The organism is Mesorhizobium sp. M0174 (genome assembly GCF_040322275.1).
Lineage (GTDB): Bacteria > Pseudomonadota > Alphaproteobacteria > Rhizobiales > Rhizobiaceae > Mesorhizobium.
Window position 1 is genome coordinate 1 of record NZ_JAMYTB010000022.1, and the last position, 16,439, is coordinate 16,439.

At 63.0% G+C, this 16,439-nt stretch carries 20 protein-coding genes; 10 read left to right on the forward strand and 10 right to left on the reverse strand.

The features are described 5' to 3' along the window. Positions 1-41: 41 nt before the first annotated feature. Positions 42-1,052 carry a zinc-dependent alcohol dehydrogenase family protein gene (locus NKJ13_RS26335; protein ID WP_352753642.1) on the reverse strand — a complete coding sequence of 337 codons (1,011 nt, stop codon included), beginning with the start codon at positions 1,050-1,052 and terminating at the stop codon, positions 42-44. 105 nt (positions 1,053-1,157) lie between these two features. Between NKJ13_RS26335 and NKJ13_RS26340 the strand changes: the two genes are divergently transcribed. Then, positions 1,158-2,087 (forward strand): LysR family transcriptional regulator, encoded by a 930-nt coding sequence (locus NKJ13_RS26340; RefSeq protein ID WP_352740126.1) that lies wholly within the window; start codon positions 1,158-1,160, stop codon positions 2,085-2,087. Positions 2,088-2,126: 39 nt separating this feature from the next. Here NKJ13_RS26340 and NKJ13_RS26345 read toward each other — a convergent pair whose 3' ends face one another. From NKJ13_RS26345 to NKJ13_RS26370, 6 genes are all read right to left on the reverse strand, one after another. After that, positions 2,127-2,894: a slipin family protein gene (locus tag NKJ13_RS26345; RefSeq protein WP_352705623.1), complete on the reverse strand. Its 768-nt coding sequence runs from the start codon at positions 2,892-2,894 to the stop codon at positions 2,127-2,129. Next, positions 2,891-4,282 (reverse strand): NfeD family protein, encoded by a 1,392-nt coding sequence (locus NKJ13_RS26350; protein ID WP_352778816.1) that lies wholly within the window; start codon positions 4,280-4,282, stop codon positions 2,891-2,893. Before NKJ13_RS26350 ends, NKJ13_RS26345 begins: the two co-directional genes overlap by 4 nt. Before the next feature lie 152 nt (positions 4,283-4,434). Continuing rightward, entirely contained in the window at positions 4,435-4,989 is a 555-nt protein-coding gene (locus NKJ13_RS26355) for an RES family NAD+ phosphorylase (RefSeq protein WP_352740130.1), read from the reverse strand. Then, positions 4,990-5,337, reverse strand: a complete 348-nt coding sequence (locus tag NKJ13_RS26360; protein ID WP_254819704.1) for an antitoxin Xre/MbcA/ParS toxin-binding domain-containing protein — start codon at positions 5,335-5,337, stop codon at positions 4,990-4,992. It abuts the gene before it with no gap. Positions 5,338-5,493: 156 nt separating this feature from the next. Beyond that, complete coding sequence (locus NKJ13_RS26365) at positions 5,494-6,258, reverse strand: pseudouridine synthase (RefSeq protein ID WP_352740132.1); 765 nt, start codon at positions 6,256-6,258, stop codon at positions 5,494-5,496. A 93-nt stretch (positions 6,259-6,351) separates the two neighbouring features. After that, positions 6,352-7,791, reverse strand: coding sequence for a LuxR C-terminal-related transcriptional regulator (locus NKJ13_RS26370; RefSeq protein WP_352778817.1), 1,440 nt, complete (start codon positions 7,789-7,791; stop codon positions 6,352-6,354). 130 nt (positions 7,792-7,921) lie between these two features. Here NKJ13_RS26370 and NKJ13_RS26375 point away from each other — a divergent pair, with 130 nt between their 5' ends. Next, positions 7,922-8,230, forward strand: a complete 309-nt coding sequence (locus tag NKJ13_RS26375) for a hypothetical protein (RefSeq protein ID WP_352705610.1) — start codon at positions 7,922-7,924, stop codon at positions 8,228-8,230. 401 nt (positions 8,231-8,631) lie between these two features. On the opposite strand, the gene NKJ13_RS26380 is transcribed toward NKJ13_RS26375, so the two are convergent. Together NKJ13_RS26380 and NKJ13_RS26385 are read right to left on the reverse strand one after the other, a co-directional pair. Beyond that, entirely contained in the window at positions 8,632-9,276 is a 645-nt protein-coding gene (locus NKJ13_RS26380) for a peroxiredoxin-like family protein (RefSeq protein ID WP_352740148.1), read from the reverse strand. 811 nt (positions 9,277-10,087) lie between these two features. Next, the gene (locus NKJ13_RS26385) at positions 10,088-10,834 is read right to left on the reverse strand and encodes a cation efflux transmembrane domain-containing protein (RefSeq protein WP_352778819.1); all 747 of its coding nucleotides are present in this window, start codon (positions 10,832-10,834) and stop codon (positions 10,088-10,090) included. 63 nt (positions 10,835-10,897) lie between these two features. On the opposite strand from NKJ13_RS26385, the gene NKJ13_RS26390 reads away from it, so the two are divergent. Together NKJ13_RS26390 and NKJ13_RS26395 are read left to right on the forward strand one after the other, a co-directional pair. Then, positions 10,898-11,323, forward strand: a complete 426-nt coding sequence (locus tag NKJ13_RS26390; RefSeq protein ID WP_254819699.1) for a MerR family transcriptional regulator — start codon at positions 10,898-10,900, stop codon at positions 11,321-11,323. A gap of 332 nt (positions 11,324-11,655) precedes the next feature. Next, complete coding sequence (locus NKJ13_RS26395; protein ID WP_352740137.1) at positions 11,656-12,246, forward strand: DUF922 domain-containing Zn-dependent protease; 591 nt, start codon at positions 11,656-11,658, stop codon at positions 12,244-12,246. 44 nt (positions 12,247-12,290) lie between these two features. Here the strand turns inward: NKJ13_RS26395 and NKJ13_RS26400 are convergent, their stop codons facing one another. Further along, positions 12,291-13,034, reverse strand: coding sequence for an SDR family oxidoreductase (locus NKJ13_RS26400; RefSeq protein WP_352475583.1), 744 nt, complete (start codon positions 13,032-13,034; stop codon positions 12,291-12,293). A 322-nt stretch (positions 13,035-13,356) separates the two neighbouring features. Between NKJ13_RS26400 and NKJ13_RS26405 the strand changes: the two genes are divergently transcribed. The 6 genes from NKJ13_RS26405 (at position 13,357) to NKJ13_RS26430 (ending at position 16,416) form a co-directional block, all read left to right on the forward strand. Beyond that, entirely contained in the window at positions 13,357-13,980 is a 624-nt protein-coding gene (locus tag NKJ13_RS26405; protein ID WP_352740150.1) for an NAD(P)H-dependent oxidoreductase, read from the forward strand. 68 nt (positions 13,981-14,048) lie between these two features. Further along, the gene (locus tag NKJ13_RS26410; protein WP_352475581.1) at positions 14,049-14,381 is read left to right on the forward strand and encodes an ArsR/SmtB family transcription factor; all 333 of its coding nucleotides are present in this window, start codon (positions 14,049-14,051) and stop codon (positions 14,379-14,381) included. Positions 14,382-14,396: 15 nt separating this feature from the next. Further along, on the forward strand, positions 14,397-14,903 hold the full coding sequence (locus tag NKJ13_RS26415) for an arsenate reductase ArsC (protein WP_352740140.1): 507 nt from the start codon (positions 14,397-14,399) through the stop codon (positions 14,901-14,903). A 2-nt stretch (positions 14,904-14,905) separates the two neighbouring features. Then, positions 14,906-15,595: an aquaporin gene (locus NKJ13_RS26420; RefSeq protein ID WP_352740152.1), complete on the forward strand. Its 690-nt coding sequence runs from the start codon at positions 14,906-14,908 to the stop codon at positions 15,593-15,595. Beyond that, complete coding sequence (gene arsC, locus NKJ13_RS26425; protein ID WP_352740141.1) at positions 15,592-16,014, forward strand: arsenate reductase (glutaredoxin); 423 nt, start codon at positions 15,592-15,594, stop codon at positions 16,012-16,014. Before NKJ13_RS26420 ends, arsC begins: the two co-directional genes overlap by 4 nt. Positions 16,015-16,083: 69 nt before the next feature. Further along, a complete protein-coding gene (locus NKJ13_RS26430; protein ID WP_254819693.1) occupies positions 16,084-16,416 on the forward strand; it encodes an ArsR/SmtB family transcription factor in 333 nt (110 codons plus the stop codon). Positions 16,417-16,439 lie beyond the last annotated feature (23 nt).

Sequence of the window (16,439 nt, forward strand, 5' to 3'; positions counted from 1 at the left end):
GGGGGAGATCGGCAGCTTCAGCGACGGCGCCTTCTCCAGGCTCACCACGAAAGCGTAAACGCAAGCTTGCCGAAATGCCGGCCGCCAGCTGCCATATGGGCGTAGGCCTCGGTCGCCTGGTGCTGGCTGTAGACCGTGTCGATGACCGGATCGATATGGGCGGCGCCGATGGCGCGCGCCGCGTCGCGCAGGTCGGATACCGAACCGGTGTTGTTGCCCACCACCTTGAGTGCCTTGATGATGATAGGCAGCAGGTTCGTGGTGGCCTCGGCGCCGGTGACGAAGCCGATGGCGAACACCGTGCCGCCAGGCGCCGCGGCATTGATGGAGCGGGCGAAGGTGGCCGAGCCGCCGGTTTCGACGATCAGATCGGCGCCGAGGCCATCGGTCAACTCGAGCACCTTGGCGTCCCAGTCCGGCGTCTCACGATAATTGATGAGGTGATCAGCACCCAAAGCCTTGGCGCGGGCCAGCTTTTCGTCAGACGACGAGGTGATGATGACCGTGGCGCCGGCTGCCTTGGCCAGCTGCAGGGTCAAGATCGAGACACCGCCGGTGCCGAGCAGGACGACGACCGATCCCGGCCCGGCATCGGCGGCGCGGATCGCATTCCATGCGGTGGTGCCGGCGATCGGCAGCGTCGCTGCCGCTTCGAAGGAAAGATGCGCCGGCATCGGCACGACGGCATTGGCCGGCAGCGCGACATACTCGGCGAGCGAGCCGGGCAGCGTCAGGCCGCGCATCTCTCTTGTCTCGTAAGGCCGAGGACGGCCGCCGATCCAGCGCGGTTTTGCGTGGGCGATGACGCGGTCGTTGATGGCGACCCTCGACACGCCCTCGCCGATGCCGACGATCTCGCCGGCGCCGTCGACGACGGGAATGAGCGGAAAGCTCGGACCTGGATAGTTGCCGCTCGCTACCGCGACATCGACAAAATTGAGGCTTGCGGCGCGCAGGCGGATCAGCACTTCGCCACGCTGCGGTTCAGGCGTGGGAACGGTGGCCGCGCGAAACGCGTCCAGTTTCGGGGCAGTCAGTTCGATCGCTTTCATGTCTCACTCCGGTTAATGGCCGATTGACGGGCCGGGATTGAGTGAAACTAGCTGCTGCGCTATTGGTATATAATCCTTGGCTTTTACATTTGAGCTCTGCGTCTGATGCAGCAATCGTACGAACCGGCAGCATTGGCCGAAATGGCCGCCTTCGCGGCAATCGCCGAAGCACGCTCCTTCACCAAGGCGGCGGCTCGCATCGGCCGCGACGCGACGATCCTGTCGCGGCGCCTTGCCTCGCTGGAAGAGCGGTTGGGCGTGCGCCTGCTGCACCGGACGACGCGAAGCGTGTCGCTGACCGAGGCGGGTTCGGAATTTCTCGTCCGCGTCCGCGCCATCCTGGCCGCGGTCGACGAAGCCGAGGCTGCCGCGTCGGCGCATGCCGGCGGCGGGCCGCGCGGCGTGCTGCGGCTGGCGCTGCCCGGCTCGTTCGGGCGCATGTGGATCGCCCCGCTGCTGCCGCAGTTTCTCGCCGAATTTCCCGACGTTCGTATCGAGGCCGAGTTCTCCAACCGTTTCGTCGATCTCGTCGCCGAGAATTTCGATGTCGCCGTGCGTCTCGGCGCACTGGAGGATTCGCGGCTGGTGGCGCGCAAGGTCGCGACACGGCGGCGGCTGCTGTGCGCGGCGCCGTCCTACCTCGCCCGCCGGGGCACGCCGACCGAACCTGAAGCGCTGCTGGAACACAGCTGTCTCGGTTTCTCAGGCTTCCAGACTTTTCCGGCCTGGGAGATGACCGACAGTTCGGGCCGGCGCGTCAGTATCGAGGTCTCCGGCCCCCTGGTCACCGATGATGCCGAGGTGCTGGTCGAAGCCGCCGTGCAAGGCGTCGGGCTGATGATGAGCACGGATTGGCTGGTCGGACGCGAGCTCGCCGACGGCCGGCTGGTGCCAGTGCTGGAGGACTGGACGCTTGCCGATGAGGGCGCCGTCTATGTCGTCATGCCTTCGGCCAAGGGGCAAGCCGCCAAGACACGTGCCTTCGCCGACTGGATCGGCAAACGCTTTGCGCCGGTCCCGCCGTGGCGGAGGTGAGGGTGCTGATCTCCCTCCTCGAGGCGGGAGATTACGCGCTCAGCCGCCTCCGCCTCCACCCTGCTTGATGAAATGACCGAGCAGATCCATCGGCACCGGAAACACGACCGTCGACGAGCGCTCACCGGCGATGTCATGGAGAGCCTCGAAATAGCGCAGCTGCATGGCCTGCGGTGTCTCGGCCAGCATCTTGCCGGCCTCGACGAGTTTTGCCGCCGCCTGCTGTTCGCCGTCGGCATTGATCACTTTGGCACGCCGCAGCCGTTCGGCCTCGGCCTGCTTGGCGATGGCGCGGACCATATTCTCGTTGAGGTCGACATGCTTGATCTCGACATCGGAGACCTTGATGCCCCAGGCATCGGTTCGCTGATCGAGGATCTCCTGGATGTCGCTGTTAAGCTTGTCACGTTCGGCCAGCATTTCATCGAGCTCATGCTTGCCGAGCACCGAGCGCAACGTGGTCTGTGCCAGCTGGTTGGTGGCGGTCATGAAGTCTTCGACCTGGATCACCGCCCGCTCAGCGTCGACGATACGAAAATACAGCACCGCGTTCACCTTCACCGAGACGTTGTCGCGCGAGATCACGTCCTGCGGCGGCACGTCCTGGACCACCACTCGCAGGTCGACCTTCACCATCTGCTGCACGAAGGGGATGAGGATGATAAGGCCGGGGCCCTTGACCCCGGTGAAGCGGCCGAGCGTGAAGACCACGCCGCGCTCATATTCCCGCAGGATGCGAATGGCCGCGGATAGGAACATGACCACGACGAGCGCTGCTGCCAGATAGGCCACATAACCGATGATCATTGCCTTGCTCCATCGCTTCTCACATTGCGGCGCCGTATCGTCAGCACAAGATCTCTGACATCGGCCACCTCGACGCTGTCGCCCACTGCAAGCGGTTCGTCGGCTTTTGCCCGCCAGCGCTCGCCCCGGGCGAGCACGTGGCCCTCGCAGCCCTGCCAGTCGAGGACCTCCGCCGGCAGACCCTGCATGGCCTGTGCCCCAACACGCGGAACGTTCTTGCGGACCGCCCACAGATAGCTGCCGGTCAACAGTGCCAGGCCGAGCGTCAGGACGGCGGCGGTGCCGATAACGGCCCACGACATCTCGAAGCCGGGCCCCTCGATCCTGAGCAGCATGGCTGCGCCCAGCAGAAACGCAGCCACGCCTCCCAGCCCAAGGACCACAGTCGGGTTCAAGGCTTCGACGACCAGGAAGATGATGCCAAGCAGCATCAAAGCCAGGCCGGCATAACTGATCGGCAGGAGATTGAGCGCATAGAGCCCGAGCAGCAGGCAAATCGTGCCGATCACGCCGGGTGCGACCGCGCCCGGGCTCGTGAACTCGAAGACGAGGCCATAGACGCCGACCAGCATCAGGATGACGGCGATGTTCGGGTCCGTGATGACGGCGAGAAGCCTGATAAGCCAGCCTGGCTCGAGCGTTTCGACCGGCAGCCCTTTGGTCGCCAATGCCTCTTTTTTGCCGGCGACCTCGACGGTCCGGCCGTCGGCCAGTTGAAGCAGTTCGGTGGTGTCGCGGGCGAGGAAGTCGATGACATGCTGCTGCAGCGCCGCGCCGGCCGACAGGCTGGCCGCCTCGCGCACGGCCTTTTCTCCCCATTCGGCATTGCGCCCGCGCAATTCAGCCAGGCTGCGGATCAGGGCAACGGCATCGTTCGTCGCCTTGGCGATCATCGCATCGCCCGCGGGGGCGTTCTTCTTGTCCTTGTCCGCCTCGGGGGCATCGTTCTTGCCACCGGGAAACGATGGCAGCGGCCCGCCCATCTCGATCGGCGTTGCCGCGCCCAGATTGGTGCCGGGCGCCATCGCCGCTACATGGGTGGCGTAGAGGATATAGGTTCCGGCGCTCGCCGCATGCCCGCCGGCGGGCGCGACATAGCCAATGACTGGAACCGGCGAGGCGAGAATGCCGGCGATCATCTCGCGCATGCTGGTGACCAGCCCGCCGGGCGTGTCCATCTGCAGGATGAGAGCCTCGACGTTTCGGTCCGCGGCCACCGCCAGCGCTTCCTCGAGCTGCCTGGCACTCGCCGGACCGATGGCGCCGTCTATCTCGACGCGCAACACAATTTTCTCCCGGCCGTTCGCCTCTCCGGTGGCGGAAGAGGGACAAACGGCCGCAACAGCCACGAAAGCCGCGGCAAGCAGGACCGCACGCGCGAGTTTCACGCTCAAAGCTCCACACCTAGGATATGGGCTGGATTTTGCCGAAATCCATGACGCTTCGCGGCGGGTGACGTCCCGCGGCTGTGCAGACCCGACGACATGTCGCGCCACATAGACGAGGTCGGCGGCCTTGCCTGGCGGCGGCGGACCCGCCGCTAAGTCCAGTCGATTTCCCCGTGATCGGTTCTTGTCGTTATCGCCGCGGCCGGCAGCCGATCACAAAACGCGACGACGTTCAGGCAGTCATATCGCGCGCTGGGCACGATCAGACCGTCATAATCGAGGAAATATGCGGCCTCGCCGATGTCTTGCGACCTCGGATATTCGGCGTGCTTTTCCTGATACGAAAGCTGGCCGTAGCGCGAGGTGTCGAGGCCAAGGGTCTGCAAGGCGGCCAGGTCGAGCAATCTGAGCGTCCGGTCCAAAGAAAGATCGATCTCGAAGAGATTGTATCTGACACGTGAAGGGACCACTGGCTGCCCCCGCGTCAGGTGGAATCTCATCTCGCTCAAGGCACCTTCGCGCTCTTGCGAGGTGTAGAGCACGTCGAATGTTCCATCGTCCCAACGGCCACCGGAGCTCGAGCATTGGATCGGGCTGCGGCCCTGGCGCACGACACGCCAAACCGTTCCGGAGTATTCGACCGGAACTATTGCCTCGATAGCGTCGATGAGCCGGCTATCGCGTCGTTTCCGCCCGGCGATCGCCAACTAGAGAAAGACCTCGTTCTCAAGCCGATCGATGACTTTGAGCACGTCGAGAGCACGGTCGTCGTGAATGAGATCTATCGCCCTTTCACCGTTCAATTGCGGGTGGCGAGCGTAAAGCCAGGTGCGGATATCGCTTGGCTCGTAGAATTCCTGCAGTCGGCCGACGATATAGTGCAGATCCGATAGAATGAGCTCGCTGCGTGGCTGGGGCTTGATGTCGCCGGCCTTCCACCTCGAAACCGTGGCCTTGGACACGTCGGTGATGTTTGCAATATCGGTTCCCTTGAGACCGCCAAACGTGCCCAATTCGTCCAGGAATCTGGGAACCGCCCGCAACGCCGTAGCCATATTTTCTCTCCGGCTTCCAAGCCAGCTTCGCCCATGCGTGTCAGCCTGACACTTTGACTGCATCGGCGCATTTCGGTTTCACAAATGGAAAATATGAAACAGAGATGCAAATGTCAATTGCCGCTTCGGTTCGAGGGGCGTCCAGTGCCTGGTCGCTTAGGCCCGAAGCAGCGCCAGCTCTTCGGCGGTCAGTTGGCGTGCCTTGCCCTTGGCGAGGTCGCCGAGTTGCAGATATCCGATCGCGATCCGTACCAGGCGCAGCACCTCGACGTCGTGGGCGGCGAGCAGCCGGCGGATATGGCGGTTGCGGCCCTCGTCGAGCACGATTTCCAGCCAGGCGGTGCTGGTGCCGCCGCGCAGCAGCTCGATCGAGCGGGCCGTCAGCAATTCGCCGTCGACTGTCGCGCCGGCGCGCAACCGCGTCAGCATGGCCTCGTCGGGCAGGGCGCCGATCTGCACGTGATAGGTCTTGGCGACATGTGAGGCGGGGTCGAGCAGGCGCTGCGCGAGGCGCGTGTCGTTGGTCATCAACAGCAGGCCTTCGCTGGCCTTGTCGAGGCGGCCGACCGGCGAGACGAAAGGCAGGTCGAGCCCGGCCAGGCAATCATAGACGGTGCCGCGATCCTGCGGGTCGTCACGGGTGGTGACCAGCCCGCGCGGCTTGTTGAGCATCAGATAGACCTTGCGCTCGGCGGCGACGCGGCGGCCGTCGACCTCGATGCGGTCGCGGCCTGGATCGACGCGCATCGAGCCGTTGCGCACGATCTTTCCGGCGACCCGCACGCGGCCCTCGGCAACCAGAAGCTCGGCCTGCTTGCGCGAGCACAGGCCAAGCTTCGACAGCGCGCGACAGAGGCTGACGCCGGGAGGTTGGGTCCCGGGGGCAGGGCGCTGCCGGGCAATGTTCGGTCGCGGCGACATGGCGTTGGTTCTCGTTCCGCGTTTCCAGTATAACCGGCTGCCGGCTGTGTCCATGCAAGGACTGGAATGTCGCCTCGGATGCATGTGGCCCTGTTAGATGAGCCTGGCCAGCCTTGCGGCGTCGCGTATGGCCAGCACGGCATCCGGATTGGTCACGGGATAGGCAGTGATGAAGCGTTCGACCGAAAATTCGGGGAATTCGGCTTTCAAACGGGCGGCAAACCTGGCCGCTTCGCCGGCCTCACCCGTGGCCGCATGCGCGAGCGCCAGAAACATCAGCACGTCCGGCGACTCCGGCGAACTCCGGCGGAGCGCTGCAATGGCTTGCCGGTGTCTGCCGGCGACGAACAGAATGCGGCCCTGCATGCCGAAATACCAGGGCGGGGCCAGTGGGTTAAGCCGCATGGCACGCTCGATGAGCGGAATTGCCTCGGCCGGATCGCCAACGACAAGCGCCTTGCTGCCGGCAAGTAGCGGCAATATGCCGGCATGATTGAAGCCGTATTCGAGAGCGCGCCGGTGGGCGCGCTCCGCTCCTTCGAGATCGCCAAGGCATGCTCTGAGGTTGCCAAGGCACGCGTGGGCGCAACTGTCCGTCGGGTCGAGGCGCAGTGCGTTTTCGGCCGCCGTCCGCCAGTTCTCGATCGAGGTCAGCACGTCGTCGCCAAAGCCGTTGCAGGCCTCGATCGAATAGGCATAGGCGAGTTCGGCCCAGCAGTTGGCGAAAGTGGGGTCAAGCTCCAGCGCTCGTAAAAACAGACGGATCGCCGCCGCATTGCCGGCGCGGCTGAACGTCGTGTGCTGTTCTACACCGAGCAGATAGCAATCATAGGCGCGCAGGCTGGCCGGCGGCTTGCGGCGAACCGCGTTGCGGCCGACGGTGGCGAGGGTTCCGTAACTGCCGGCGAACACATTGATGATGCTTTCGGTCAGGCTGTCCTGCAGCTCGAAAATGTCCTCGACAGGCCGGTCGTAGCGCTCCCTCCACAGGCTGACGCCGTTACGAGCATCGGCAAGCTCTATCGTCAAGCGAACCCTCTGGTCGTCGGCGCGCAACCGGCCCGAAACTATATAGGTGACGCCGAGCGTCTTGCCGTCCGCGGCAAAATCGGCCGGCTTGCTGCCCAGTGATTTCATCGTGTGAAAGGCTATGACAGGCAGGCCTGCGTAGCGCGCCAGGTCGATGGTGATGTCCGACGACAGGCCATCGGCAAAGCGACGCCATCGCTCTTCGGAATTGAGGCATTCAATCGGGAATATGGCAAGCGCTGGCGGGGCTTCGGACAAAGGCAAAAGCGCTTCCTGCGACGCGCGCGGGATACCGCTAAAGTAGGTCGCAAGCCCGATCTTGGTCCGTACGCCGAGCTTTTCGTAGATGCTCGCAAGGTGAGTGCGAACTGTGGTCGGGGCAATGAAAAGCGCCTTGCCGATTTCACGGTAAGTCATACCGGACGCGAATTTTTCCGCAACCGCGCGCTCGCGACCCGACAAGGCGTCGAGCGCCCGCGCTTTCGAAGCGTCGTTGAGCATCATGCTGGAAACCGTCCCCAGCGGAAGAATACTACATATGCAGGAGATCGAATACTGCATCTGCCCGATGCCGCCGCTGACGCACAAACTGCAAGATCGCCCGCAGCAACAGCTGTAGTCAGGGGAGGCTTCCATGCGTACCGTTTCGGTCGTTATTGCATGCACGATTTTGAGTTCTTCTGCGGCCCCGTCGCCGTCGTTCGCAAGAGGATGCAGGCAGGTGCTGGAATCGGATGTGAAAATCACGAGCATGCGACTCTACGCCGACATCCTGGCCAATGCCGCCCGCAACGGCTGGGACTACACGCCTGAATCGATCGTCAGCGGCTCAAAGCGGCATTTCGAGGAGATGAAGCTCCAGTTGAACAACGCCGGCTATGAGATCGTGCCCGTCGGCGTCCGCCTGTATTGCAAACGGTCCGACAAGCTCGCCGCCCGCTAGCAACCAGCGATCCGCCCCTTTGCGGCGCAAGCTTTCGGCAATGTTGAGCAGAAGACCGCGCCGGATCCATCTCGATCCGCTCAGCGCCGTGCGCTTTCAACGCGGCCAGGACTCTTCCCGATGCTGCCGCCCGACACCGGGCGACACCTCAGGTAAACGCGCGCCGGGTACACACCCGGGCAGCAAACCATCCCAGTGCCCACCGGACGTCCTAACTCATGAGGGGGAATTATGGGGCTCGAAGACGACCATGCGTCACTCCGCCTGGACCACGCGCTGTACCACTTGGACGGCAGCCGGCCGTTAGCCCTCCGCGCCTGAGCATCTCGATGATGGTTGAATCCAAAATCACCACAGTTCGGTGCTCGTCGAGCGAGCTTTCAGCAGCCTGGTTCCGCAGCCTAAGTATGTGCAACTTCGGAAGCTGCCGACATCAATTCCTCGGGATTCGGCGCTCTGAAGGTGTTGAGGCCATCCTCCAGAACTTCAGTGAAATTCCAGCGTACGATGCCCGCCCGGTCGATTAGGAACTGACCGACAAGCTGCGCCTGGCTGGAAGCCATCGCCTGCTGATCGACTTCCGTAATCTCATAACCTTCTTTCTTGTTAAGAAATTCATTCATTGCCATGACGTCCATAGGCTCGGGCAACTCGCCCGGGAGATGGAACGGTATCGCCATGACCGTTTCCATCCCGACCTCGCGCAAGCCGAAGGCACGGTGCGAGGCCCGCTCCGGGTCGGATGCAGCGAGAAGATCGGGTGCCGGGTGGTAACGGAAATAGAGCCGCGCCCGCTCGACTGGCGTATTGACCACCGCCAGGCATTCGACGCCTTTCTCACGCAGGGCCGGCTTAAGTTGCGCCATCGCCGCGACATGGCGCCGGCAGAACGGACAGTGCAGGCCTCGGAACAAACCGATCAACAACGGGCTACGGCCTCGAAAATCATCGAGCGCGATCTTGCCTTCGCGTGAGATCGCATTGAGCACAACATTCGGTGCCCGGTCGCCCGGCTGCAGCGGGCGGTCAACACTACTCGTGGACATGGACAACCTCCTCGCCCTGGGTCAGTCAGGGAAAGCAGCACACCCAGCGTTTCGGAGGCGATCAAGTTGCCGGGGGCGAAAGCTTCCTGTGCCAAGGCAATAGCTTTCGACCTCTGCCATATTGCCGAGGTCGAGATTACGCGTGTTGCAAGCGCATCATAACACGAAAAATTCATCTGCGGGTCGCCCGTTTCGCGAGCCGTCTCGAGCGCCGCGGAACAGTGGGTCGTCTCATCCGTGGGAGGCGACCCAGCGGCGAAGTCGATTTATCCTCCAGATGGGCGTCCTTGGTCGACTTGAGCCCTTACGCTTTTTAGAAGCGCAACAAATGGCACGACTGCGCGCATTGCGTGATCCACTTCATCGGATGCGGCGCAAGTCGGTAACCTTCCGAATAGAATCCTCGGAGGCGGCTCCAGGTTAGACGTTGCAATTTCGCAGGCCCGCATCGGCCGCTGCGGCTGTGGAGGGTGGCATAGGAGAAGGACCATGCCCAGTTGGAACACGGGCCACATCGTCGGCCAGAAGTCTCCGCCCAAGGCACGAGAGGTCTGGAGCATCGGAACGCGACTGCAGTATCAGATGCAGAACGCGATCTTGCGCTGTTCAATCTTGCCATCGACAGCAAGCTGCGGGGTTGCGACCTGGTCACGATCACCGTCGGAGACGTCGCCCTTTCCGGCAGCGTGCGTGATCAGGCGGTGATCGTGCAGAAGAGGAGCGGCGCTTTCACAAAGCGTCGCTCCGTGACCCGATTACAGACAACGAGACGGGTATCTGGACATCCGCTCTTGCCCACATAACCAACAGATCATTCGGCAGGCACAGTCGTTCGGTCTGGTGCGCCTTCGCGGTATTCGCTCCAGGCCTGCCGCAGGATTTGCACCGATGAGGTTAGAAAGATACCGGCCATAAGTGCGGCGACGGTCAGATCCGGCCATGCGCTTGACGTACTCCAAACGCCGACAGCTGCGGCCATCACCACCATATTGCCGATCGCGTCGTTGCGCGAGCACAGCCAAACCGAGCGGACATTCGCGTCACCATCCTTGTAAGGTATCAGAAAACCAACGGAAGCAAGATTGGCGGCAAGGGCCAGAAAGCCGATGATGCCCATGACTTCCGCGCTGGGTACGCCGAGGATCAGCGTCTGATAGACGGTCGAGCCGAAAACCCATAGCGCCATCAGGCTGAGCGACAGACCCTTGAGCAGCGCAGCCGTTGCGCGCGTCCTCAAGCTCGCGCCGATGACCGCGAGGCTCAGCCCATAGGTGAGGGTGTCGGCGAGGAAATCCAGCGCGTCGGCCTTCAGCGCCTGAGAACCGGCAAGTGAGGCGGCAGTCATTTCCGTCAGGAACATGGCCGCATTAATAGCGATGACCGTCCACAGCATACGCTTGTAGCGCGGGTTCATGCCGTCAAAGACCGGCACGCCGTCCGAACAGCATGAGGCTTCCGCTGCACGATCATGTGAATGACCGTGCAGCTTCGCCGGCAGAACCAGCGGCGGCGGTCCCGCACAGCTTTTGGTTTTATGATCGCAGCAAGCTTCAGACATGGGGTGACTCCTCAGTGAAGACACTGTAGGATCTCTAGTGGCTAGAGGTTCAAGAGGCTTTTTATGGATTTGTCGATCGGTGAATTGTCTCGTCGCGCGGAGGTGAAAATACCGACGATCCGCTACTACGAGCAAATTGGCCTGTTGCCCGAAACGGGTCGAACCGAAGGAAAGCAGCGACGCTATGGAAGGAGGGCAGTAGCGCGGCTTGCCTTCATCCGGCACGCGCGAGAACTCGGCTTCGAGGTTGATGCGATCCGTACGCTGCTTTCGTTGCAGGACGATCCGGATCAATCATGCGCCCGCGCCGATGAGATCGCAAAGGCGCGGCTGGTCGAGGTGGAGAAGCGCATCGCCAGTCTTAAGGCTCTGCGCAGGGAATTGCGGAAGATGGTCGAGGAATGCGCGTGCGGGCGGGTCGGCGAGTGTCGCGTGATCGAAACGCTCGCCGACCGAACGCATGCGCATGGGAAGTTGGCGGCAAGTTGATCGGAAAGGTGATGGCAGTGTTCACGGGCGGCGGCAACCGGCGCACCTTCACAGAATGTCAACCCCGACTCGAAGCATTCAGGCGTCAGCCAGAAGCGATAACGCACTCCGACTTGCGCGAGCACAGGCCAAGTTAGACAGCGCGCGGCAGTTTGACACCGGGAGGCTGGGTCCGGGGGGCAGGGCGTTGCCGGGCAATGTTCGGTCGTGGCGACATGGCGTTGCCTGTGGATTCTTGTATACGAGCATCCCACTATAGCCGGCCGCCGGCTATGTCCCCGGAAGGGAACTGCATGTCATTTGCATCGTGCGCAGCGGCTGCGAGGACTTGCATGAAAACAGCCGTTCGCCTTTGCCTGCTGCTCGCCTGTCTGCCGACATCGCTGGCGCATGCCGGCTGGCAGGCGGTCGAGAAGGTCGAGACCTATGCCATCTCAGGGCAATCTGGGCCGGAGCTCTATGCCTCGATCGGTGGGCGCGGGCCGCTGCTCGGCGAGCGCCGCGTCATCGCGCATACCAATTTCAAGCTGACCTGGGTGAGGGACTACCAGCCGCAAGGCGACGCCTGCGTACTGGTGTCGGCGCTACCGAAGCTGATCATCACCTACACCTTGCCGAAGCCGGCCGCGCGGCTGCCGGGCGCAATCCAGAAGAACTGGGAGATATTCTCAGCCGGCCTTGCTGCCCACGAGAAGGTGCATGGCGCCAGGATCATCGACATGGTGCATAAGATCGAGGCGGCCACCATCGGCCTGACCGTCGCCGATGACCGCGGCTGCAGCAAGATCAGGACCGAAGTGACGAGACGTCTCGCCGGAATTTCGCAGGCACAGCGGCAGGCGAGCCGCGATTTCGACCGGGTCGAATTCGGCCCGGGCGGCAAGCTGCGGCAGCTTGTGTTCACGCTGATGACCGGCGGATGATGCTGCAGGGCTGTGGAGGCGGCAGGGTACCACCTTTGCGGCCCTCACGCCTGCTCGGTCGGATAGAGGGTCAGGATGTTGACGTTGACCCGTGGCGGCTGGGTCACCGCGTACAAGATGGCGGCGGCGATGTCCTCGCTTTCCAGCTGCTCCATGTCGCCCAGCCTTTGCTCGACCGCTTGGCGCACATCGGCGCGCATATTCTGGGTGAACTCGGTCTTGACGGCACCGGGCTCGATGCAGGTGACGCGGATACCGTCCTTGCCGATCTCGCGGCGCAGCGATTCCGCCATCGCGCTCACCGCGTGCTTGGTGCCGGAATAGACCACCGAAGGGTGGATATAACGGCCGGTGCCGGACGAGACGACGACGATGTGGCCGGCGCCTTGCCGCTGCATCGAGGGCAGTGCCGCATGGATCGGATAAAGCAGCCCGAGAATGTTGACGTCGACCATCCGGCGGTACTCTTCCGGCGTCGTGTTGCGGAACGGCGCGGCGACGCCGACGCCTGCAACCGCAAGCAGAATGTCGAGCCGGCCGTACTCCTGCTGGACCCGTTCGACCATCGCCGTGGCTTGCGTCTCGTCGGTGACGTCGACGACAATCGGCAGCGCCGCACTGCCGGTCTCACGGATCCGCCTCGCCAGATTGTCCAGGCGCTCGGCGCGCCGCGCAGCAATCACCAGCGTGGCGCCCTCGGCCGCCAGCGCCAAGGCGGTGGCCTCGCCGATGCCTGAGGAGGCACCAGTCACCAAGGCGATCTTGCCGCTCAGTTTTCCTGTCTGCATCTTTTTCTCCCGAGGTTTTGGATACGCCCTGAAGCTAGGTGCGGATGCTCTGAAAGCAATGCTTATGGGCGACTGAAGGAACGGACGGCTTGCGGGACAGAGAAGGGCCGGGACAGCGCCCTCCGGCAAGCCCATGTCTGCGCAATTTTCTTTGAGCGAACGAGCGGGCCTTGACGTGACTGGAGCTGTTGCGTCTTGATACGGGCTGCGGGGCTTCGCATGAAAACAGCTGATCGACTACGTCTGCGGGTGGCTTGTTTGCATGCGACGCGCCTGTTGGCACCACCGCGATCCTCTCGTGACCGACCGGGCTGAGCGCAAGATGAAGGTTCTCGTCGTCTATTGCCATCCCTGCACGGACAGCTTCAATGGCGCCGTCCGCGATATGGTGCTGGAGACGCTTGCCGAACGCGGCCATCAGGTCCACCTGCTCGACCTCTATGCGACCGGCTTCGACCCAGTCATGCGCACGCAGGAGTGGCGCGGCTACCACGACAAGGCGGCGAACCTGCAACTCGTGCACGAACATGCGCAGGAGCTGCTCTGGGCGGAGGCGGTCGTCTTCATTTACCCGACCTGGTGGTATGGCCTGCCGGCGATGCTGAAAGGCTGGCTGGAGCGCGTGCTGGTGCCGGGCTTCGCTTTCGAGATGCCGACCGCACGACGCGGTCCGCGGCCCAAATTGCGGCACATACGCCGGGTGATGGCGATGACGACATGCGGTGCCACGCCGCTGATGTCGTGGATCATGGGACAGCCCGGCCGGCGAACCCTGCTGCGCGGCTTCCGCTCCGTCTGCCATCCGCTGTGCCGGACCAAATTCCTGGCGCTCTACCGGATGGACAGCGTCTCGGCCGCCGGACGCCAGGCGCATCTGCAGCGGGTCAGGAAAACGGTTGCAAGCCTTGGACGCGCTGATGCGGTCGCCGCCACAGTGCCTGGCTGATAAGCTAGGCGAGCCGTCACCGGCATAGGCGCGTTGACTCTATTCCCCATTTCTGGAAATCTGGAAATATGGACAAGACGCTCGCCCTTTCCGCACTTGCCGCGCTCGGCCAGGAGACCCGGCTGGACGTTTTTCGCCTTTTGGTGCGGGCCGGCGCCGAGGGCGTAGCTGCGGGCGAGATCGCCTCACGGCTCGCCGCGTTGCCGAATACGATGTCGGCCCATCTCAAGATACTGTCGCATGCCGGCTTGGTGCGGACCGAACGAGAGGGCCGCAGCGTGCGCTACTTCGCCGATATGACCGGCTTTCGCGATCTGCTGGCCTACCTCATGGAGGATTGCTGCAATGGCGCGCCGGAACTTTGCCAGCCGGTCATCCAGGCCGTGACCTGCAACTGCTAGAAGGGAGGGTACGCCATGAGCGAGCCATACAACGTTCTTTTTCTCTGCACCGGCAATTCGGCAAGATCGATCCTCGCCGAGGCGATCCTGAACCGCGTCGGCCCCGGCAAGTTCAAGGCCTATTCGGCTGGATCGCATCCGAAGGGAGAGGTTCATCCCTATGCCCTCCAGCTTTTAAAAAGCCTCAACTACGATACGTCCTTTGCCCGTTCGAAGGACTGGCAAGAGTTTGCCGTGCCCGGAGCCCCGGAGATGAACTTCGTCTTCACGGTCTGCGACAATGCTGCGAACGAGTCCTGCCCTGTCTGGCCCGCGCAACCGATGACGGCGCATTGGGGCGTACCTGATCCTGCAGCCGTCGAAGGCACCGAGGCGGAAAGGCATCTCGCCTTCGCCGAAGCGTACCGCATGCTCAACAACCGGATTTCGATCTTTGTCAGCCTGCCGATCAATGCGGTCGACAGACTTGCGCTGCAGAAGCGCCTCGATGAAATCGGCCGCAATCTGCCGAAGGCCGGCTGAGCATCGTGGCCAATCTTTCCCGCCGCCTTGCCGCCGAAGCCCTCGGCACAGCTCTGCTGGTCGCCACCGTGGTCGGTTCCGGCATCATGGCTGACAGGCTGAGCAATGATGTCGCCGTCTCCCTGCTCGGCAACACCTTGCCGACCGGGGCGATCCTGGTCGTGCTCATCACCATATTCGGGCCGATATCCGGAGCGCACTTCAACCCGGCGGTGACGCTGGTATTTGCGCTTCGACGCGAGATCGAAACGAACGCAGCGCTTGCTTACGTCGCCGCCCAGATTGCCGGCGGCATCGCCGGAACGTTGCTCGCGCATGCGATGTTCGAACTGCCGATCCTGCAAGTGTCGGCGACGGTGCGGACCGGAAGCGGGCAATGGATTGCGGAGCTGGTTGCCGCCTTCGGGCTGGTCTTCACCATCCTCGCCGGCCTGCGCTCACGTCCGGATTCGATCCCCTGGCTGGTCGGGCTCTATATCACCGCCGCCTATTGGTTCACCGCGTCGACATCCTTCGCCAATCCGGCCGTCGCCATCGCCCGTGCGTTCTCCAACACGTTTGCCGGGATCCGCCCCGCCGATCTGGCGGGCTTCATCGCCGCCGAGCTATTGGGCGCGTTGCTGGCCGTGGCATTGGCAGGGTGGCTGCTCGCCCAACCGAAACCAGTCGGACAGATGAAAGCTGCGCAATGACCATCACCATCTACCACAACCCCGATTGCGGCACCTCGCGCAACACGCTGGCCATGATCAGGCAGTCCGGCGAGGAGCAGGAGGTGATCGAATATCTGAAGAACCCGCCATCGCGGCAAAAACTCGTCGAGCTGATCGCGGCGATGGGCATGACGCCGCGCCAATTGCTACGAGAGAAGGGCACGTCCTATGGCGAACTCGGCCTGGGCGACCCCAAGTGGAGCGACGACGAGATCCTCGATTTCATGCTGGCGCATCCGATCCTGATCAACCGGCCTATCGTGGTGACGCCGCTCGGCACCATGCTCGCCCGACCCTCCGAAGCGGTGCTCGATATCCTGCCCAATCCGGATATCGGCCCGTTCACCAAGGAGAACGGCGAGGTCGTCATCGACGCCAGCGGTAAGCGCGTCGGCTAGATATCGTCTTATTTCGATCTTTGTCGAAATTCTCTTGACGTGCAGCGATTCTGGAAATAGCTTATTTCCATGAAACTCGAAAAAGCAGCCGCACAACTTGAAGCCCTCGGCAACCCGACGCGGTTGCAGCTCTATCGGACGCTGGTGCGAGCCGGCGATGAGGGGCTGCCGGTCGGGCGCATCCAGGACAGGCTCGGCATCGCCGCCTCGACGCTGTCGCATCACCTCAAGCGGCTGGTCGACACCGGCCTGGTAACGCAGGAGCGCCAGGCGACCACGCTGATCTGCCGGGCCAACTATCCCGCCATGAACGGGCTCATCGGATACCTCGCGGACGAATGCTGCGCCGACGGCACCTGTGCGCCGGCATCGGCGGAAGCGGTCGCCAAAACGGCGGCGTGATTTTTTTGGCATTATAATTCGAA